Origin of the sequence: Kitasatospora sp. NPDC058478, assembly GCF_042720345.1 — a bacterium.
In the GTDB taxonomy this organism is placed as follows: Bacteria; Actinomycetota; Actinomycetes; order Streptomycetales; family Streptomycetaceae; genus Kitasatospora.
In genome coordinates, this window is record NZ_JBHXML010000009.1 from 70,642 (window position 1) to 90,216 (window position 19,575).

Here is a 19,575-nt window from a genome sequence, read left to right on the forward strand (position 1 = left end):
GCCGCCCCCTGCAGAGGAGAGCACAGTGGCGCAGAGCAAGGCAGCCCTCGATCTCATTCCTTCGTGGAGCCGCTTTCCGAGGGTTGATGTCGTCCCGGCCCGGGATCCGGAGGCGGTGCGGGATCCGGAGGCGGTGGGGCTGCCGGTGGTCCAAGGGGCGGTGGCGGTGCCGGCGTGGATCGGGCTGGGCCCGGGGGCCGTGGAGGCCGCCGGCATGACGGGGGCGGCGGGCCGGGTGCTGCTGGTGCCCCGGGAGGACGGGCCGGACGTCGTGCTCTACGGGACGGGGCCGGAGGGTGCGGCAGGTCCCGATGTGCTGAGGGACGCCGGGGCGGCCGTGGCGCTCGCGGTGCCGGGCCGTTCGCGGCTGGCCGTCGTGGTGCCGTCCGGGGCGGGTGCGACGCCGGCGGAGGCGGCGCAGGCGTTGGTGGAGGGGGTGCTGCTGGCCCGTTACGGCTTCGATCCGCTCAAGCGCGAGCCGTCCGGCACGGCGCTGGAGGCCGTCACGGTCGTGGCGGGTTCGGGTTCGGGCTCGGGCTCGGACTCGGACTCGGACTCGCGCGAGGCCGTCGAGCGGGGCGTCGAACGCGGGGTGTGGCTGGCCCGCGCGACGATGCTGGCCCGGGACCTGGCCAGCGCGCCGCCCAGCCTGCTGACCGCGCCGGACCTGGCCGAGGTCGCGGTGCGGCTCGGCGCGCAGTGCGGCCTGGAGGTGGAGGTGTTCGGGCAGCGGGAGCTGGAGGAGTTGGGCTGCGGCGGCCTGCTGGGCGTGAACCGGGGCGGCGTGGACGAAGCCCGCATGATCAAGATCACCTACCTGCCCTCCGACGCCGGTGACGGGACGCCCCGGCTGGCCCTGGTGGGCAAGGGCATCACGTACGACTCCGGCGGCATCAGCCTCAAGCCCGCCGACGCCGTGCACGCGACGATGAAGAACGACATGTCCGGTGCCGGCGCGATCCTGGCGGCCCTGTGCGTCCTGGCCGGGCTCGGCTGCCGGACGGCCGTGACGGGCTACCTGATGTGCACGGACAACATGCCCTCGGGTTCGGCGCTCAAGCTGGGCGACGTGCTGTGGATGCGCGGCGGCACGAGCGTGGAGGTGGTCAACGCCGACGCGGAGGGCCGCCTGGTCATGGCGGACGCCCTGGTCCTGGCCGGCGAGGAGCCGGGGGACGCGATCGTGGACATCGCCACCTTGACCGGCGCGTGTCTGCGGGCGCTCGGCGCCGAGACAGCGGGCGTGTTCGGCAACGCCCAGCCGCTGGTCGACCAGGTCCTGGACGCCGCCGCCCGCACCGGCGAGCCGGCCTGGCAGCTGCCGCTGTCGCGGCGCTACCGGCCGGAGCTGGACTCGGAGGTGGCGGACCTGAAGAACATGGGCGGCCCCAACGGCGGGGCGATCCATGCCGCGCTGTTCCTGGAGGAGTTCATCGCCGGCCGACCCTGGGCGCACATCGACATCGCCGGGCCGGCCCAGAACGACAAGCCGAGCGGCTGGCGCACCAAGGGCTGCACCGGCTTCGGCGCGCGCCTGCTCGCCGAGCTCGCGCTGGCCTTCACCCCTCCGTCGACGGCCGCGCGCACCGACTCCACCCGCTCGATCAGTGAGGAGGCCGGCCGGTGAACGTCCTCGCCCACGCCCAGGCCGACGGACCGCAGGACAAGAGCGCCACCGCCTCCGGGAGCGGAAAGTCCGGCGGCGGGTCGGGGCGCGTCCTGGACGCCATCGAGAAGATCGGGAACAAGGTCCCGCACCCGGCCATCATCTTCCTGCTGCTGTGCGTCGTGGTGATCGTGCTGTCGGCGGTCCTGTCCGCGTTCGACGTCCACGTCACCAGCGAGACGGTCAAGTCCGTTCCCTACCCGGCCACGCAGGTCCACGAGGGCGGCACCGAGTACCCGGGCACCCACCTGCCGCCGGAGTCGACGTACACCCACCGCTACGAGACCGTCGTCGAGACGACGAAGGTCGAGAGCCTGCTGTCCGGCGACGGCGTCCGGTTCCTGTTCACCTCCGCGGCGCACAACTTCAACGACTTCGGCGTCGTCGCGGTCATCCTCGTCATCATGGTCGGCGTCGGGCTCGCGGAGGAGGCCGGACTGATCGCGGCCCTGATCCGACGCCTGGTCAGGATCTCACCACCGGAGACCCTCACCGCGATCATCGTCTTCGCCGGCATCCTGTCCAGCATCGCCTCCGACGCCGGCTACCTCGTCCTCATCCCGCTGGGAGCGGTCGCCTTCATCAGCGCCGGACGCCACCCGCTCGCCGGGATCGCCGCGGCCTTCGGCGGGGTCAGCGCGGCCTTCAGCGTCAACCTGCTCATCGCTCCGATCGACGGCATCATGACCGAGATCACCAACCAGGCGATCAGGCTCGTCAACCCCGGCCAGTCCCTCAACCTGACCGCGAACTACTACTTCGCGATCGGCTCCACCCTGTTCCTCACCATCGTCATCACCTTCGTCACCGAACGCATCATCGAACCCCGCCTGGGCCCCTGGCAGCCGGGGGACACCGTCGCCGTCGCGGACAGCGAGGAGCCCTCCGTCGACACGGCGGCCGAGGCCCGGGGGCTGCGCTACGCCGGCCTCTCGCTGATCGCGCTCGTGGTGGCCGTCACGCTGCTCGCGTTCATCCCCGGCGCGCCGCTGCGCAACCCGGAGACGGGGAGCCTGTTCGAGGACTCGCCGTTCATGGACGGCCTGATCGTCATCATCATGATCGCGTTCCTGGTGATGGGCCTGGCCTTCGGCGCGGGGGCGAAGACCCTGCGCGGCAGCGCCGCCGCGATGGACGCGATCACCAAGACCTTCGCCGGGCTCGGCGGCCTGATCTTCCTGCTGCTGATCATCGCCCAGTTCATCTCGTACTTCAATTACAGCAACATCGCCACGGTGGTCGCCGTGCAGCTCGCGGACCAGCTGGAGAGCGCGAACATCGGCGCGATCTGGCTCCTGATCGCCTTCATCCTGCTGACCTACGTCATCAACCTGATCATCCCCGGAATCATCCCCAAGTGGGCGATCTTCGCGCCGATCTTCGTGCCCCTGTTCATCCGCCTCGGCGTCGCGCCGCAGACCGTGCTGGCCGCCTACCGGGTCGGCGACTCCCCGACGAACGTCGTCACCCCGCTGATGGTCTACCTGCCGTTCATCGTCCTGCAGTGCCAGAAGTTCAGGAAGCAGGCCGGCGTCGGCACCGTCATCTCCCTGATGATCCCCTACACGGTCGTCGTGGCGGTGGCCTGGCTGCTGTTCTTCGTCGCCTGGTACGCCATCGGCATCCCGATGGGGCCGGGCGCACCCGTCAGCCAGTGAACCGGCGCCTGCCCCTCCCACCAGCAGGGTGAGACGGTGAGCGACGCCGTCCTGTGCCTGCTCGTGCTGGCCGTGCTCATCGCCCTGTTCGTGTGGAACCGGTTGCCCGTCGAGCTCGTCGCGCTCGGCTCCGCCCTTCTGCTGCCGGCCGTCGGGCTGCTGCCCGCCGACCGGGTCTTCGCCGGGTTCGGCGATCCGGTGGTCGCCCTCATCGCCGCCCTCTTCGTGGTCAGCACCGCCCTCCAGGCCACGGGCGTCACGACCTGGGCAGGCCGGGCACTGGCGGCGCTCGCCGGCACCGGTGAGCGCCGCCTGCTCGTCCTCACCATGCTCGCGGCCGCCCTGCTCACGGCCCTGATCACGGTCAACGGAGCCGTCGCGGCCCTGCTGCCGATGACCGTGCTGCTCGCCGTCCGCCACCGTCTGCCCGTCTCCAGGCTCGCGATGCCGCTGGCCTTCGCCGCACACGCCGGCTCGCTGCTGCTCCTCATCGGGTCACCCATCAACGTGATCGTCTCCGAGAGCGCGGCAGCGGCCGGTGCCCGGCCCTTCGGGTTCTTCGAGTTCGCGGTGGTGGGACTCCCGGTGCTGGCCGGCACCGTCGCCATCTGCGCCTTCCTCGGGCGGGCCCTGCTGCCCGCCCGCACACCCGACGCCCTCCCGGCCGACCTGAGCCGGCACGCCCGCACCCTGATCGACCACTACGCGCTGACCCGCGACTCGGCCGCCCGGCAGGTCCCGCAGGGCTCGGACGCGATCGGCGCGTCGGTCGAGCAGCTTGCCGCCACGGCCCAGGACGGGGTGCTGGTGCTCGGAGCCATGGCCGCCGACGGCCATGACCCACGGGGCACCGGGCCCCTCGCCGCCGGGGACATCGTCATCCTCCGGGGCACCCCGGCCGCCATCGACGGTTTCAGCGACCGCCACCGTCTGGAGCCCCTGCCCCCGCCGTTGGACGACCACCCCGCGAGCGTCCTCCTGGACCAGCACACGGGCCTGCTCGAACTCGTCGTCAGCCCGCGTTCCTCCTTCGCGGGCATGACCGCCTTCGCCGGTATGACCGACAGCACCGGCGACCTGGCCGTCCTCGCCGTGCACCGCCAGGACCGACCCGTAGGCCCCCAGCCCCTGACGCTCGCTCCGGGCGACCACCTGCTGCTCCGCGGCCGGTGGGACGAACTCGAGCGTGCCGGCGCCCGCCCCGGTGTGCTGGCCGTCGACCAGCCCTCCGGCATCCGCGGCCAGGCCGCCCCGCCAGGGGGCGCCGCCGTGCGCGCCCTCGCCGTGCTCGGCGGCATGATCGCTCTGCTCGCCTCCGGCGCCACACCGCCGGCCGTCGCCGCGACCCTCGCGGCGCTGCTCCTGGTCGCCCTGCGCGTGGTGCGCGTCGACCAGGCCTACGGCGGCATCTCCTGGACCACCCTGGTCATCGTCGGTGGCATGTTCCCGCTCTCCGAGGCCATGAAGTCCTCCGGAGCGGCGGAGAAGGTCGCCCACCTCGTCGTCACCGCGGCCTCCGGCAACGGCCGGCTGCTGCTGCTCGCGGTGTTCCTCCTCACCGCCGTCCTGGGCCAGTTCATCAGCAACATGGCGACCGCGCTGATCGTCGCCCCGATCGCCGTCAACGCCGCGAGCGATGCCGGGGTCTCCGTCCTGCCCGTCCTGATGTGCGTCGCGGTCCCCGCCGCGGCGGCCCTGCTCACCCCGGTGGCCACCGCCGCGAACCTCATGGTCATGAGCCCCGGCGGCTACCGGTTCGGTGACTACTGGCGGCTCGGCCTGCCGGTCCTGGTCTGGTACCTCGTCGTCGCCACGACCGTCGTTCCCCTGGTCTGGCCGCTGTGAACGGAGCCGGCCGCCGTGAACGGAGCCGGCCGCCGTGATCGGGCTTGTGGACGGTTACTCGGCCGGGGTGTCGCTCCGGTCTGCGGGCGGCCTCCGGACCAGGCCCGCGGGGTCGACGAAGCGCACCGTCGTCCGGGCCCGGAGGCCGGCGGCGCAGTCGGCCAGCAGCCTGCGGGCGATCGGGCGCACGGCGGTGACGTGGGAGAGGTCGACCGTGACCAGCGGCCGGGGCTGGTCGCGGGCCAGGCGGCGGACGCAGTGGACGATCTCCTCGGCGGCCGCGAAACCGAGGTCGCCCAGCAGCTCCAGGTGGTGCGCGCCGTGGTCGGTGCGCACCACCTGGAGCGGTGAGCGGGCACGCTCGGTGTGCCGCAGGACGTGCAGGCCCAGCTCGGCGGACAGCTCGCGCAGGACGGCGCTCGCGCGGACGCTGTTGCCCCGAGGGTCCAGCGGGGGGCTGAACACGCCGACGCCGAACTGGCCGGGGCTCACGGCGCAGACCCCTCCGCCGACACCGCTCTTGGCCGGCAGGCCCACCCTCAGCATCCATTCGCCGCTGTGGTCGTACATGCCGCAGGTGGCCATGACCGACAGCGTGGCGCCTGCCGCGTCGGCGTCCACGACGCGGCGCCCGGTCACCGGGTTGCGCCCGCCGTTGGCCAGCGTGGCGCCCATGACGGCCAGGTCGACGGCGGTGACCTCGATCGCGCACTGGCGGAAGTACACGTCGCAGGCCTGCTGGGCCGGGCGCTCCAGCACGCCCTGGGAGAGCGTGAGGTAGGCCAGCGCCCGGTTGCGGTCCCCGGTGGCGGCCTCGGACCGGTAGACGTCCTCGTCGACCGTCAGCCGGCGGCCGGCGAAGCCCGACAGGGTGTCGCGGATCCGTTCGAACGCGGCCTCGCCGTCGCCGCCGATCAGCGCGGTCGTCACGATCGCCCCGGCGTTGATCAGCGGGTTCGCCGGGCGCCCGGTGCCCGCCTCCAGGCTGATCGCGTTGAACGGCTCCCCGCTCGGCTCGAACCCGACCCTCCTGGCCACCTCCGTCAGGCCCAGCTCCGACAGTGCCAGCGAGTACACGAACGGCTTCGAGACCGACTGGATCGTGAAGGCGGCCGACGCGTCACCGGCCTGGTAGGCGTGGCCCTGGACGCTGACCATGGCGAGGCCGAAGGCGTGCGGGTCGGCGCGGGCGAGTTCGGGGATGTAGCGGGCGACGTCACCGGCGGTATCGGCGCGGTGCCGTTCGACGAGTTCGGCGAGCACCGCCGTCACGGGCTCCATCAGCGCACCACGGCGGCGCGGCGCGCGGGCCCGGTCGGGCCCTGCCCCCGTGCGGGGGCCGCCCGGCGGAGGGGATTCACGGGGTGAGGAGGCGTTGCTTGGCCGCCGTGAACTCGTCGTCGGTCAGCATCCCGCTCTGCCGCAGTTCGACGAGGCGTTCGAGCTGGGCGAGCGTCTGGTCGTTCGGCGCGGCGGCCGGTGCGGCCGGTGCGGGCTGAGGCGCGGGCGCTGGCGGAGGCTCCGGCGCGGTGGCCTGCTGGTGCCGGGCGGCGACCCTGCTCGACACGGACGTGGCGGTCCCGGCGATGACGGCGGTGCGGGCGGCGGTGCCGATGAGCCCCGGGCGCCCGCCGCGCGACAGACGGCGGCCGATCATGACAGCCTCCTTCTCGGAGTCCGGCTCCCCTTCGAGAGTCCGATCCTTCAGAGTCCGATCGCGGCGAGGTCGGCCGCCACCACGGTGTGCGGCACGTGCTCGCGCGTGACGAGGATCCCGTCCGCGTCGTCGAGTGCCCGTAGCAGCGGCGCGGCCCAGCGGTGCTCCCAGACGATGATCGCCGCCGAGCACCCCGCCGGGATCTCGTCACAGATGCTGGCCAGGTCCTCGTCGCTCAGCAGGCCCATGATCTCGCCGTCCAGCTCGGCGAACACGGCCGCTTCGTCGCTGTCCAGGGCATCGAGTTCGAGGACGCGGACCGCGCCCTGCTCGTCCCTCTTGATGAAGGTGAGGTCGAGGATGCGGATGATCCCCTCGGAGGTCAGGCGCTTGAGCTCCGGCAGGATCGCCCCCCGGAACCGGTTGCCCGGGAAGGCCATGACGGCGTACTCGACCGGCCCGACGTCCATGGCGTCACGCCCCTTCCGCATCGCGTCCCCGCCCCTGCCTTCATCCTCCGCCGAGCCCGGCGCCGCCGCGACCGCGCGGACGGCTCACCCGTACTGATGACGTACTGAGGGCGCGCTGTTGACGAGTGGAACCGGATCGCCGGGGGCTGCGCCACCGCCCCCGGCGATCCGCCGCACCGCCGGGACCTGCGGAAAGCCGCCGCAGAGGGGTGAGCGCAGGCGGCCCGCCGAGGCGTGTGCGAGGAGCGGAAACGGGCGCCCGGCCGCGACGGGGAGCGGTACCGTCGGGCGGGTGACCCGACCGGCCGAAGAACCCTGCGACCGGACCTGCCGCGCACCCGCCGCGGCCGTGTGAGGAGGAGTCCTGTGTCATCGCCTTGTGACCCCCGATACGCCGCCGTCGGCGATGTGAGCACCGCGCTCATGATGATCGACTCCCGGCTCAAGGCCGTCTACGACGGTAAGACCGGGACGGACCCCGAACAGCAGCGGCTGGTCGACGAGTTCGCCGCATCCGTGGGCCCCGACGAGTTCAACGCGCTGCTGGACGGCGCGTGCACGCTCATCTACCTGTTCATGAACTGGCTGCGGTCGGCCTGCGAGGAGCACGACAAGGACGTCATCGAGCACGTGGTGCCCACCCTCGTGGCCACGATGCGCATGATGCCCAGGACCTTCCGCCCCGAGGTCATCCCCACCATGGCCGGCCTGGTGATCGCCGCGGGCAGTGGTCTGAGTCCCAACCTGTGGCGCGCGCAGTACGGACCATGGACCGGTGCCGAGATGAACCCCCTGGAAGCCACGGCCACCCTGCTCGCGGAGCACGTCAACCGGGTCTCCGGCGACGACCACGACTTCGCCACCCGCCTGATCACCGACGCCCTGTCCAAGCTGGACCAGGGCTGAGGCGCCACCGCGTGCCCTCGACCACGGGGTCGAGGGCCGGTCAGCCGGTGATCGCGGAGAGCCGCCGTCGCGGTGTCACGACTGCTCGCCCGCCCGCAGTTCGGTGGCGATCTGGCGCCGGCCGGTGACCAGCGTCTCCAGCACCACCCCGAGGCCGACCAGCAGGGCCAGGCCCGCGGTGGGCAGCAGCACCGGCATCAGCGCGGGGGTGACGAGCTCCCCGACCCTGGCGCCGACCAGGGTCGAGATGTCGAACGCGCCGCCCAGCAGGGCGACCGCCGCCACCGCGACCAGCCCGCCGCCGACGGCGGCCGCCAGGGTCTGCGGCAGCGCCTCGGCGACGATCAGGGCCAGCCCCTGGCGGGGCCGCAGGCCCATGGTGCGCAGCCGGGCGAGCACGGCCGTGCGGTCGGGCGCGGCCCGGAACAGCGTCAGCAGCACGGCGAGCAGGGCGAACCCGGCGCCGGCGGCACCCGAGTACCAGAACAGCCGCCCGGCGGCGTGCTGCAGCGGGTCGCCGCCGAGCTCGGCGACGGTCTCCCGGCTGCTGTGCACCGTGTATCCCGCGGGCAGGCCGTGGACGGCCTTGCCGACGGCCGCGGCGTCGTCCGCGATCATCTTGGCCAGGCCGGTCGGCTGGACCCCGCCGTTGTCCCGCAGTGCCGTCCTGACCGCTTCGGGGTCGACCTCGCCGACGGCGAACCACTTGTTCACCCGCTTGGCGTCCGGCAGTCGCTCCCAGGCGGGGCCGGCGGGAACGACGGCGAACGGCCTGCCCGGGTCCGGCAGCGCGGGGGTGGCGCCGACGGTCCCGGCGACAGTGAGGCGCAGGTCGTTGCCGTTGGGCGTGCGCACCTGGGACGACCCTGCGGCCAGGCGCTCGGCCAGGTCGCGGCTGACCAGCGCGGGCACCGGGGTGTCCCGGCCGCCGGCCGCCCCGGCCAGCTTCGCCGGGTCGAACCCGCCGGCTCCGAGGGTCCGGGCGATCTCGGCGTACGCCGCCGGATCGGTCACCATCACCAGGTAGGCCTCGGTGTAGCGCTGGTCGGCGCCGGCGATGCGGGCTTTGGGCTCGACCCAGGCCGCGGTCGAGGCCCGGACGCCGGGCAGGGCGTCGGCGGCCTTGGTGAACGACTCGGACAGGGTGGCGTAGCCGGGGAGGGAGACGCCGATGTCCCCGCCCGTGGAGATGCGCGCGGCGCGGGTCCGGGCGTGATCGACGGTGTCGAGCACGGTGGCGCCGAAGCCGGTCGTGGTGACGGCGATCACCAGGGCGAGCAGCGGCAGTGCGGAGGGCCGGCGGCGGCCCGAGCTGTCGCGGGCGGCGCGGGCCAGGCCGAGGAAGCCGATCAGGCCGCGGCCCCGGCCGACGAGGGCGGCCAGCCAGCCGACCACCATCGGCTCGATGCGGGCCAGCAGCAGGCCACCGGTGACGGCGAGCAGGAGCGGGGCGGCCACCAGCAGCGGATCCAGCCCGGAGCCGGTACCGACGCCCCGGCGCCGGACCTCCGCCACGGCCGCGGCGGTGACCGCGAGGACGGCGAGTTCGCCGACCAGTCGGCGTCGGCCGCCGGCCGGCCGCCTGCGTGCCCACAGCAGGGCCGCGCGGGCCGGGAAGGCCAGCAGCGCGATCAGGGCCGCGGCCAGGGCCGCCAGCACCGAGCGGTCCCAGCGGGGGGTGGGCAGCAGCACCAGGGCGAGGGCCGTTCCGAGCACGGCGGCCGGCAGGACGGTGACGGCACCCTCGGCGATCAGCCGTCGCAGCACCCCGGCACGGGAGCCGCCGCGGGCCTGGAGCAGCCTGATCTCGGCGGCGCGCCGGTCGGTGGTGAGGGCGGCGGCCAGGAACAGCACCACGGTGGCGACGCCCGCCACGGCGACCGGGCCGATCGTGCTGAGCGGTAGCGAGGCCTGGTAGCGGTCGTTCGCCCGGGTGAGGATCTCGGGAAGGCCCGAGGAGGTGTGCAGGTCGGTACGCCGGGTCGCGTCGGCCAGGGCGGTGGAGTCGCGCCCGGTCAGGAAGGAGCTGAGGATGCCGCGGGTGCGGTCGAGCTGGTCGGCGTGCAGCGAGGCGGCGTCGACGGGCAGCCGCCAGAAGTTCTCGGCGTTCGAACCCCAGCGGGCCAGCGCGGGCAGGCTGTCGCCGTCGACGAATCCGCTGGTCATCCAGTGTTCCTGCTGGGGGTCGGTCCTCAGGCAGGCGCGGGCCGGGCAGCCGAGCTCGTCCCAGAACGGGTCCTGGGGGTCGTTGATCTGGTACAGGCCGACCACCGCGGTGGTCCGCTTGGCGCCCGAACCCTCGGTGCCGTTGTCGATGACGTCACCGAGCTTGATGTGGATGCTCTCGGCGGCCTTCTTGCTGATCACGATCGGCAGCGGACCGCCGGCGGCGGCGGGGGTCGGCCAGGTGCCGTCGGTGAGGGTGGCCCGGGCGGCCAGGTCGTGCAGGTAGAGCAGGCCGAGGACCGGGTCGGTCCTCCTTTCCGCGAACCGGTCGTACTCCGGATTGCCCATGCCGCGGTCGCCCAGGGCGCGGGCGCCGTAGGCCTGGCCCGACTGGGTCAGCGTCAGCTGCCGACCGACCATCTCGGTGAGCTGCTGCTGCACCCGGTCGAGTGCGGCGGCCTTGTCGTCGTCCCGCGTCTTGGACGTGGTCTGCAGGCTGGTCTGGTTGAGGCCCTTCTGACTGACGAAGTCCTGGAGCGCGGTGTCCGCGCCCCGGTCCGCGATGCGGGGGAAGGCCGCCGCCAGGAAGACGGCGACGAATGCCAGGGCCGCCATGAGCAGCGCGGCCAGCGGGTTCGCCCGCAGCCTGGTGCGGACCCAGCGCGCGGGGCGGTGGGGTGTCCCGGGAGCGGTTCCGGGCGCGGGCGAAGGGGTGGGCACGGTGGTGCCGGCCCGGGGGGTCACATCTCCTCCACGTGGCGCAGCCGGGTGGCCACGTCTCGACGGCGGCGTCCGGTGGGGAAGGCCGACAGCAGCGGGGCGGCAGCCGCCAGCGGCCGTCGCCCGCGCGGTCGGCGCCCGTACGGTCGGCGCACGACGAAGCCGAGCATCAGGTTCTCCCCCCGGTCGCGTCCCGGCCCCACCCATTGCTCCGATCCAGGCACATATCGGCCATGGACGGACACCTCGCGGGCATGCCGGTGCAGTGATCACCGACATTCGGTCGCCGGATAGCGGACGATGCTGTCAGATTCGCTCCGGGAACGGAAGGGATTTGCGCGAATCAAGTAAGCAAGGAACAAATGCCATGCACACTTCACAATTCCGGTATCGCCGCACCCCTTTGACCAGGGGAAATTCCTTTCCCGAATTTTCCGCTCGGAATTGTGAACCAGAGAGCCGCCGCGTCCGTTGGCCCGGGCTGCCACCGGCCCGGTGGTGGCCCAGGCCGAACTCGTTCCGGAGGAGATTCGATAACGATGTTCTGCCGCATTGTCCGAGAAATCCGGGATTTCGGTCGGAAAGCGCGGTCATTCGAGATCACCGGCCACCACCGGCGGACAGGGGCCTATAAGACGAGGGGGTCCGGATCCTTGGCCGCCGGATGCTCCTCCGGGGCCGTGGTGCTCAGCGCGCGGGCCTCGCGGTCGAGGGCCAGGTGGAGGCCGACGGCCAGCATGGGGATCGCGGCCAGCACGAACGCCCACTGTATGTCCCAGCCGACCAGCAGGCCCATGGCCGCGATGGAGAGCGGTTCCAGCGTGGCCCGGGGCAGTTCCATCACGCTGCTGACCCGGCCCAGCACGTCCGTCGGGGTCCTGGTCTGGATGAACGTCGGCAGCGCGACGTCGCTGGAGTACGCGACGCCGATCCCCAGCAGGGTGAGCACCACCGCCGCGCTCCACACGCTGGGAAGGAAGCCCAGCAGCACGAAGGCGGTCCCCTCGCAGAGCGTCATCCCGATGATGAGCAGCCCCCAGCGGCGCGGCAGTCCGGTGAAGACCGCGCCGATGGTGCCGATCAGCTGCCCCAGTCCCCAGGCGGACAGCAGGACGCCCAGCGCGAGCGAGCCCTGGGGGAAGGTCTTGGCCAGCGCGGGCAGCCCCACGCTGAAGAGGCCGCTGTAGCTGAGGGCCGCCGCGCCGATCAGCAGGAGGACGGTGCGGATCTCCCGGCTGCGTCCGGCGTAGCGGAGCCCTTCGACGATCTCCCGGCGGATCGCTGTGAACGACTTGGCGCCCTCGTCGGCGTCGCCCGCCTGGTCGGAAGTCTGGTCGCCCGCCTGGTCGGACGGTTGTCTGCGGGGTGCGCCGAAGACCGTCAGGGCGGCGAAGAAGAAGGTGAAGGCGTTGAGCAGGATGGTGGTCGACGTCCCCACCGCGGCCACGAGGGCGCCGCCCAGGATCGGCCCCAGCAGCCGGGCCCCCTGCTCTCCGAAGCCGACGAGCGCGTTGCCCCGGGCGAGGTGCTCGGGCGGCAGGAGGGAGGGGATGATGCTGCCGGCCGCCGGCCAGAAGAACGCTTCGGCGATGCCGGTGAGCGCGCCGAGGGCATAGAGGTGCCACGTGCTCACGTGGTCGGCCAGGGCGATCAGCCCCAGCGTGGCGACGGCGAGCCCCCGGAGCGTGTGGGAGCAGAACATGACGGCGCGCGGGGAGAGCCGGTCGGTCACCGCGCCGCCCACCAGCATCAGCACGCCCCGGGGGACGGCCTGGACGAGCAGGATCGTGGCCAGCGTGGTCGTCGATCCGGTCTCGTTCAGGATCAGCCAGATGAAGGCGACCTCGAAGCTGTAGTCCCCCACCAGGGAGACGGTCTCGCCCAGCCACACCCGCCGGAAGGGCCGGTGTTTCAGTGGCTGTCGCACCTTGTCGAGCATCGACTACCTCTCTGCTGTTCCACTTTTCCACGATGAAGGACTACGGGACACTGCGGGGCACGTGCTCTTCGACGCTCTCGGCGGGGCGTGCGCGGCCGGCCTGTGGTGGGGAACGTTCTCTTCACTGGGGTGCGAACTCCAGGTGGAATCTGTCATGGACGGACGTGATGAGCCGGAGCAGCTCGTCATGGGTGGCGACGGTGCCCCGGACGAACGCCAGGCGCTGTGCGGGGTGGCGCCAGTCGACGGGCTGCCCCGGGGCCGTCGCCACGTCGACCTCGCCGACGCCGGGGAGGGCCCGTACGGCGTCGGCGCCGTCGATCGCCCGGACGGTGCCGACCGTGCGCGGTGGCACGATGAAGTACTCGAAGGTCACCGCCGCCGGCCGGGGGGCCGTGACGGGCTCGACGGTGCGTTCCAGGGCCAACGCGAAGGCGAGGGCGAGCAGATCGATGCCCAGCGCCCGGTCCAGCAGGCCCACGGCGCGCCCGCCGACGCGGCCGTTGACCTCGATGACGCGGGGGCCGTCCGGGGTGAGCTTCACCTCCGTGTGGGTCACCCCGGTCGTCACGCCGAGGGCCCGGACCGCGGCCGCGGCGAGTTCGGCGGCGTCCTTCTCCACGGCGGGCGTGAGGGTGGCGGGCAGGAACAGTCCGGTCTCCCGCAGCGGGTCCGCCAGGGCGAACTTGCCGGTGACGCAGAGGGTCGTGACCTCCGCGTGCTGCACGACGGCCTCGACGGAGACGTAGTCCCCCCAGTCCGGTCCGGCCACCGTCGGGTCCCCGGGCAGGTACTTCTCCACGACGAAGTCACGCGGGGCGCTGTGCGGGCCCGCCGGCTCGTCACCGGGTCCGGGGCCGGGCCCGGTGACGAGGCCGACGTCGGCCAGGGCGCGCTGCTGCTGCTCGCGGTCCGCCAGCCGTACGGTGTCCTGGCTGCCCGCCCCGGTACGGGGTTTGAGCACCACGGGGTAGCCCAGACGGGCCACGGCGGTGTCGACCTCGGCGGCGGACCGCACCACGACGCTCGGGGTGTGGTCGACCCCCGCCGCCGCGAACGCGGCGCGCTGGTCGGCCTTGTCGGTGAGCAGCCGGACGGTGTCCGGCCGGTGGTAGGGCAGGCCGAGGGCCTCGGCGAGCCGCGCGGTGCCGGCGAGGCAGTACTCGCTGAAGGTGACGATGCCCACCGGGCCGTGCCCGCGCAGCAGTTCGGCGGCGGGGGTGTCATGGCCGCTGATCTCGCAGACCCGGGCCCGTCGGCGCATCCCCGCGAGCAGCGGAGCCACGCCCGGGACGGCCGGGTCGCAGACGAAGACCACGTCGCACAGGCCGCGGGCGGCGCCGAGGATCTCGGCCGGCCCCGCCGACCCCCTGCCGTAGACGACGGCGACCGTGGGAAGCGTGCCCGTCACGGGGACCCCGCCGCGCCGGCCGGGCCCGCGGGGGCCGGTGCGGCCGGGGCCGCCTGGCGCCGGGCGGACTTCGGGGTCATGTCGACCCACTCCTCCTCGATCCTGCGCAGGCAGTCCTCGCGCGACGCCGGCTCGCCCACCGTCCCCCACCCCAGGGGGACGTCGTGGTAGGTGGGCCAGATCGAGTACTGCTCCTCGTGGTTGACGACGACGTGGTACTGGTCCTCGGTCACGGCGCGTCGTTCTCCTTTGCCTTCGGGGCGAGCTCGGGCAGGCCGTGACGTTCCACAGCGGTCACGTACAACTCGCGCAGGAGCGGGTCGCGTACGCGGCCCCGTTCGTAGTGGGCGCGGAAGTTCTGATCGTAAATCCTGAACCAGGCGCGGTGCTTGTACAAGAAGAGCACATCGTGGGGCGCCATCCGGCGGATCGCGAACAGGCCGACGGGGGCCACGGAGACGGGGAAGAGCGGGTTGCGCACGGCCCGTTCGTCGCAGTGCGGGTGGAACTGACCGACCATCAGCCCATCGGCGACCGCGCTGTTCTTCAGGCCCTCGTACGCCTCGTCGAGGACCCGCCAGCCCTCCGGCCCGGTGGCCGGCAGCACCACGATGCGGCAGTCGAGGGAGGCTCCGGTGTGGGTGCGGCTGCGCTCGGTGCCGAGGGCGAACGTGGACATCTCCGCCTCCAGGGCCTCGCGCAGCTGCCGCGCGTCCTCCCCGGTGATGTCGTAGCGGAAGCTGAACTGGGCGTCCTTGCCGCTGAGGGCGGGCGGGATGAAGGGGCAGACCGGCCCGGTGCGGCCGATCTCGTCGTGGGGCCGGCTGATGTACTGGCGCAGCCAGGTGTGGACCTGGGCGAAGTCCCGGGCGTGCCGGGCGGGTGACTGGGGTTCGATCACCCGGATCCACAGGCCGTCCATTCTGGCCAGATCATTGTCCTGATCCTGCATCACCTGCGTCATGCGACGGCCTCCTGTGCTCGGTCGCCGTGGGGTGCCGGGGTGGCGCTCGGGGCGGTCAGCCGGCACAGATCGGCGTACGTGGGAGCGGCGTAGAGCTGGGCGAAGTCGAGGGTCGGTCCGAGCTGGGTGCGCACCTGCTCGACCAGGCGCATCAGCCCCAGGGAGGTGCCGCCGTCGGCGAAGAAGTCGGAGTCGGGCAGCGGGCGGTGCCCCGTCTGGGACTCCCAGGCCGCGGCGAGTGCGGGGTGGCCCGGGGCGGCGGTGCCGGGCGCGTCGTGCGTCCGGGCGTCCGCGTCGTCCGCGAGACGGGCGAGGGCGGCGCGGTCCACCTTTCCGGTGGGCCCCAGCGGAAGGGCGTCGACCGCGATGATCCGCTCGGCCACCAGATGGCGCGGTGCCCGCTGCCACGCGCCCCGGCGCACCGCGTCGGTGTCGACGGACGCCGGGGTGAGGAAGGCGGTCAGGACGGCGCCGTCGGGCCCGGTGCCGGCGATGACCACGGCGTCGTCGACGGCGGGGTCGGCGGCGAGGACCGCCGCCGCCTCCGCCGGATCGGTGCGGAAGCCCCTGACCTTCACCTCGTCGTCGGCGCGCCCGAGGAAGTCCAGGGCGCCGTCGGGGAGGTGGCGTACGCGGTCACCGGTGCGGTACATGCGGGCACCGGGCCGGGCGGAGAAGGGGTCGGCCACGAACCGCGCGGCGGTCGAGGCGGGGTCGTGCAGGTAGCCGCGGGCGAGCCGGGGGCCGCCGAGGAAGAGCTCGCCCTCCGCGCCCGGGGCGACGGGCCGCAGCCGTTCGTCGAGGACGTGGCACGTCGTTCCCGCGATGGCGGTGCCGATGGGGAACGCGGCGGAGTGCTCGCGGTCCCACGCGGCGGCGTCCCCCAGGGTGCTGAAGGTGGTGTTCTCGGTCGGGCCGTAGCCGTTGACCAGCCGGGTGGCGGGGTGGGCGGCGGTGAAGGAGCGCGCGGCGCCGGCCGGGACGGTGTCACCGCCGGTGACGAGGGTGCGCAGGGTGCCCAGCGCCGGACCGTGGTGGGTGGCCATGAGGCGGAAGAGCGGGGCCGTCAGCCAGGCCGTGGTGATCTGCGGCCGGGCCAGCAGGGCGGCCAGTTCGTGGAGCGCGAGGGGGTGGCGGTCCGCGGCCGTGATCCGGGCCCCGGCCAGCAGCGGGGACCAGATCTCGAACGTGGACGCGTCGAAGGCGAGGGTGGAGTGCAGGAGCACGCCGTCGCCGGGGCCCAGCCGCAGGGACTCCGCCCCGAGCGCCAGCCCGGTGATCCCCCGGTGGGTGACGCCCACGGCCTTGGGGGCTCCCGTGGTGCCGGAGGTGAACATGATGCAGGCCAGGTCGTCGGGGCCGGCCGGTGCGGACGGCACCGCCGTGGTGGTCCGCTCCGTGAGGAGGGAGGGGATGTCGTGCACGGGGATGCCCAGGTCCGCCACCGGTGGGCGGTCGGCGTGCAGGGCCAGGGCCGCCCGGGCCGTGCCGGCCATGAGCCGGACGCGGTCCGCCGGGTACCGGGGGTCCACCGGGACGTAGCAGCCGCCCGCCATCAGGACGGCCAGCATGGCGAGGACGGTCCGGCGGTCGCCGTGCCCGACGATCAGCACGGCGGTACCGGAGTCGACGCCCTTCGCCCGGAGCGACGCCGCCGCGGCGCGCGCCCGCGTCAGGAGTTCCCCGTAGCGGATCTCGCCGTACCGATCGGCCAGCGCCACGCGCTCGGGGAACGCCTCGGCCACGGCGGTGAAGCACTGCTCGATCCGGGCGTGCGGTGCGGTCGTCATCGTGCCCCCGAGGGGTGCTTGCGGGCGTCGCCGAGGCCGGTGGTTGCGGTGCCGGTTCCGGGGCCGGGGTGCGGGGTGAACACGGCGCGCGGGCTGGGGTCCGGGGTCAGGGCGATGGCCGGTCGAAGCCCGGTCGCGGCCCGGTCGCCCAGCAGGGTGAACCGGCCGTGCGCGAGGATCGTCGCCGTGGCGAGCTGCGCCTCCAGCAGCGAGAACTGCCGCCCCAGGCACTGGTGGGGGCCCGCCCCGAAGGGGAAGTACTGCTGGACGGGCGGGCGCCGGCCCAGGAAGCGATCCGGACGGAACTCCTCGGGCGCCTCCCACAGGGCCGGGGCGCGGTGGATGGCGTAGGTGCTGGCCAGGACGAGGTCGCCGGGCTCCAGCCGAACGCCGGCCGCTTCGACGGGGGTGTCGATGCGGCGGAAGAGCGCCCACGCGGGCGGGTGCAGCCGCAGCGATTCCTCGACCACCGCCAGCGTGTACGGCAAGGTTCCCTGGGGGATCGACGGCGCGGCGCGCAGGGTGCCGAGGTCGGTGGAGCGGACCTCGTCGAGGGTGCGGGCCAGGGCGGGGGGAGAGCCGGCCAGGTTGTGGAAGGTCCAGGTGAGCAGGGTGCCCATGGTCTCCACCCCGGCCACGAAGATCGACATCAGTTCCTCGCGCAGCACGTCCTCGGGGCGGTTGCCGAGCGTGTCCCCCCGCTGGTGCAGGGCGGCGACGAGCGACGGCAGGACCCCGTCGGCCGTGGCCGGCGCGGGCGCCTGGGCCGCCCGGTGCGCGATGAACTCCTCCAGCACCGCCCTGTCCCGGGCGAACGCCTCGCCGTCCGCGTCGGTGACGGTCTCCGGGGCGAACAGCCGCCGGTCCAGGTAGTGGACGGCCGTGTCCACCGTCGAGGCCAGGGAGGCCAGTTCGGCGCCGGTCAGCTCCGGGTCCACGAGCCGGAGGATGATCTCGATGCTCAGCTGCTGGAGGGTGTGTCCGAGGTCGAACTCGCGGCCCGCCCCGGGCAGCAGCCGACGGCGGACGAAGTCCTCCGCGCTCTCCAGCACCAGGGTGTGCAACTCCGCCACGGCCCGGGCCGAGAACATCGGGCGCAGCAGGGCGCGGCGGTGGCGCCACTGCTCCCCGGAGGCGACCACGAACAGTCCGCTGCCCACGAGTTCGCGCAGCAGCCCGCGGTGGTTGCGGGTGCCGTGGGCGAGGGCCGCGGCGGCGACGGCGGGTTCCGCCGCGACGATCAGCCGCGTGCCGTCGTCCAGCGGGACGGCGCTGACCGTCCCCTCGTCGCGCAGCCGTGTCATCAGCCCCAGGGGGTCGCTGCCGAGCTCCTGGTCGAACTCCTCGTAGCCGACCGAACTCACGGTGATGCTCGCCATGGCTAACCCCGCCCCTCGGCGGACTCTTCCGCGTCTTCCGCGAGCGTGATGATCTGCTGGGAGTGGTCGTTCATCGTCCAGCCCTCGGCGGTGCGCACGGAGGTGCGCTGCTGCTCCGTGTAGCCCCTGCCCCGGTCGTGGAAGTGCCAGGCGAACGGCGGGCGGAGCAGCCGGCGTTCGACCGGGGTCCACTCCTCGCCCGGGAGGTCCTCGGGCACGGGCGCGGGAGCGGTGTGCTGCACCATGCCCGCGGTGTAGCGGCAGAAGACGACCCGGCGTTCGAAGTCGGCGGCCCAGGGCCAGCTGCCGTGGGTGGCGGTGTCCGCGAAGAGGACCACCGAGCCGGCCCTGACCGGGACGCGGGAGACCCAGTCGCCGACCTTCTGCCAGGTCTGGAAGTCCTCCGGGATCTCGAAGGCCGACTTGTGGCTGCCGGGGACCACCGCGAAGCCGCCCTGGTCGGCGAGGGCGTCGGTGAGGCAGAACGCGACGATCAGGTGTCCGCCGTAGATCCGCCCGTCGCGGACCTGGTAGGTCAGCGGCGGGTACTCCCACGGGGTGTTGCCGTTGTGCAGGATCAGCGCTCCGGCGCCCTTGCGGGCGTAGAGTACCTGGCCCTCGTCGTAGCGCAGGTCGGCGCCGAGCACCTCCTCCAGGTGCGGCAGGACCTTCTCGTGGCTGATCAGGTCGCGCACCGGGCGCGGGGTGGTGTGGAGCGGGCCGGCGTTGGCGATGAACGGGTTGTACCGCTTGAGCAGCGGGTAGCTGAGCTTGTTCTCGCCGTCCCACAGGCCGTGGCCGTCGAGGGCGGCGTTGACGGCGGCGAGTTCCCGCGCGGAGAGGACGTCCTCCAGGACCAGGTAGCCGCGCAGGTCGAACAGGTACTTCTGCTCTTCGTCCATGACTTTTCCCCTTGTGTCGGATGTGTCGGATGTGCCGGAGAGCGGGCGGTCGGGGCACGGGCGCGACGGGCGCACCGCGCGGGAGGTGCGGCTGGGGCGTAG

The 19,575-nt window shown here is 73.3% G+C and carries 16 protein-coding genes; 4 read left to right on the top strand and 12 right to left on the bottom strand.

Annotated elements, in window-relative coordinates; genetic code table 11:
- Positions 1 to 25: 25 nt before the first annotated feature.
- From ACFWPT_RS07295 to ACFWPT_RS07305, 3 genes are read left to right on the top strand one after another with little or no spacing between them, the layout of a single operon-like run.
- The gene (locus tag ACFWPT_RS07295) at positions 26 to 1,627 is read left to right on the top strand and encodes a leucyl aminopeptidase family protein (RefSeq protein WP_380480228.1); all 1,602 of its coding nucleotides are present in this window, start codon (positions 26 to 28) and stop codon (positions 1,625 to 1,627) included.
- Positions 1,624 to 3,324, top strand: coding sequence for an AbgT family transporter (locus ACFWPT_RS07300; RefSeq protein ID WP_380480230.1), 1,701 nt, complete (start codon positions 1,624 to 1,626; stop codon positions 3,322 to 3,324). The genes ACFWPT_RS07295 and ACFWPT_RS07300 overlap by 4 nt, the downstream gene beginning before the upstream one ends.
- Positions 3,325 to 3,360: 36 nt before the next feature.
- The gene (locus ACFWPT_RS07305; protein ID WP_380480232.1) at positions 3,361 to 5,169 is read left to right on the top strand and encodes an SLC13 family permease; all 1,809 of its coding nucleotides are present in this window, start codon (positions 3,361 to 3,363) and stop codon (positions 5,167 to 5,169) included.
- Positions 5,170 to 5,223: 54 nt separating this feature from the next.
- On the opposite strand, the gene glsA is transcribed toward ACFWPT_RS07305, so the two are convergent.
- The 3 genes from glsA to ACFWPT_RS07320 form a co-directional block, all read right to left on the bottom strand.
- Positions 5,224 to 6,450, bottom strand: coding sequence for a glutaminase A (glsA, locus tag ACFWPT_RS07310; RefSeq protein WP_380480234.1), 1,227 nt, complete (start codon positions 6,448 to 6,450; stop codon positions 5,224 to 5,226).
- 76 nt (positions 6,451 to 6,526) lie between these two features.
- The gene (locus ACFWPT_RS07315) at positions 6,527 to 6,826 is read right to left on the bottom strand and encodes an SHOCT domain-containing protein (protein WP_380372379.1); all 300 of its coding nucleotides are present in this window, start codon (positions 6,824 to 6,826) and stop codon (positions 6,527 to 6,529) included.
- Between the two features lie 47 nt (positions 6,827 to 6,873).
- A complete protein-coding gene (locus ACFWPT_RS07320) occupies positions 6,874 to 7,296 on the bottom strand; it encodes a DUF6325 family protein (RefSeq protein ID WP_063352198.1) in 423 nt (140 codons plus the stop codon).
- Between the two features lie 366 nt (positions 7,297 to 7,662).
- Between ACFWPT_RS07320 and ACFWPT_RS07325 the strand changes: the two genes are divergently transcribed.
- Positions 7,663 to 8,202 carry a hypothetical protein gene (locus ACFWPT_RS07325; protein ID WP_063352197.1) on the top strand — a complete coding sequence of 180 codons (540 nt, stop codon included), beginning with the start codon at positions 7,663 to 7,665 and terminating at the stop codon, positions 8,200 to 8,202.
- 75 nt (positions 8,203 to 8,277) lie between these two features.
- Here the strand turns inward: ACFWPT_RS07325 and ACFWPT_RS07330 are convergent, their stop codons facing one another.
- From ACFWPT_RS07330 to ACFWPT_RS07370, 9 genes are all read right to left on the bottom strand, one after another.
- Positions 8,278 to 11,112 carry a hypothetical protein gene (locus tag ACFWPT_RS07330; protein ID WP_380480236.1) on the bottom strand — a complete coding sequence of 945 codons (2,835 nt, stop codon included), beginning with the start codon at positions 11,110 to 11,112 and terminating at the stop codon, positions 8,278 to 8,280.
- A complete protein-coding gene (locus tag ACFWPT_RS07335; RefSeq protein WP_380372373.1) occupies positions 11,109 to 11,258 on the bottom strand; it encodes a hypothetical protein in 150 nt (49 codons plus the stop codon). Before ACFWPT_RS07335 ends, ACFWPT_RS07330 begins: the two co-directional genes overlap by 4 nt.
- Before the next feature lie 458 nt (positions 11,259 to 11,716).
- The gene (locus tag ACFWPT_RS07340; protein ID WP_380480238.1) at positions 11,717 to 13,015 is read right to left on the bottom strand and encodes an MFS transporter; all 1,299 of its coding nucleotides are present in this window, start codon (positions 13,013 to 13,015) and stop codon (positions 11,717 to 11,719) included.
- 133 nt (positions 13,016 to 13,148) lie between these two features.
- Positions 13,149 to 14,438 (bottom strand): ATP-grasp domain-containing protein, encoded by a 1,290-nt coding sequence (locus tag ACFWPT_RS07345; RefSeq protein ID WP_380480240.1) that lies wholly within the window; start codon positions 14,436 to 14,438, stop codon positions 13,149 to 13,151.
- Positions 14,435 to 14,671 (bottom strand): MbtH family protein, encoded by a 237-nt coding sequence (locus ACFWPT_RS07350; RefSeq protein ID WP_380372365.1) that lies wholly within the window; start codon positions 14,669 to 14,671, stop codon positions 14,435 to 14,437. Before ACFWPT_RS07350 ends, ACFWPT_RS07345 begins: the two co-directional genes overlap by 4 nt.
- A complete protein-coding gene (locus ACFWPT_RS07355) occupies positions 14,668 to 15,402 on the bottom strand; it encodes a DUF6875 domain-containing protein (RefSeq protein WP_380480242.1) in 735 nt (244 codons plus the stop codon). The genes ACFWPT_RS07350 and ACFWPT_RS07355 overlap by 4 nt, the downstream gene beginning before the upstream one ends.
- Positions 15,399 to 17,192 carry a non-ribosomal peptide synthetase gene (locus ACFWPT_RS07360; RefSeq protein WP_380480244.1) on the bottom strand — a complete coding sequence of 598 codons (1,794 nt, stop codon included), beginning with the start codon at positions 17,190 to 17,192 and terminating at the stop codon, positions 15,399 to 15,401. The genes ACFWPT_RS07355 and ACFWPT_RS07360 overlap by 4 nt, the downstream gene beginning before the upstream one ends.
- Positions 17,189 to 18,571, bottom strand: coding sequence for a cytochrome P450 (locus ACFWPT_RS07365; protein ID WP_380480246.1), 1,383 nt, complete (start codon positions 18,569 to 18,571; stop codon positions 17,189 to 17,191). Before ACFWPT_RS07365 ends, ACFWPT_RS07360 begins: the two co-directional genes overlap by 4 nt.
- Positions 18,572 to 18,573: 2 nt before the next feature.
- Complete coding sequence (locus ACFWPT_RS07370) at positions 18,574 to 19,473, bottom strand: phytanoyl-CoA dioxygenase family protein (RefSeq protein WP_380480248.1); 900 nt, start codon at positions 19,471 to 19,473, stop codon at positions 18,574 to 18,576.
- Between the last annotated feature and the right edge of the window lie 102 nt (positions 19,474 to 19,575).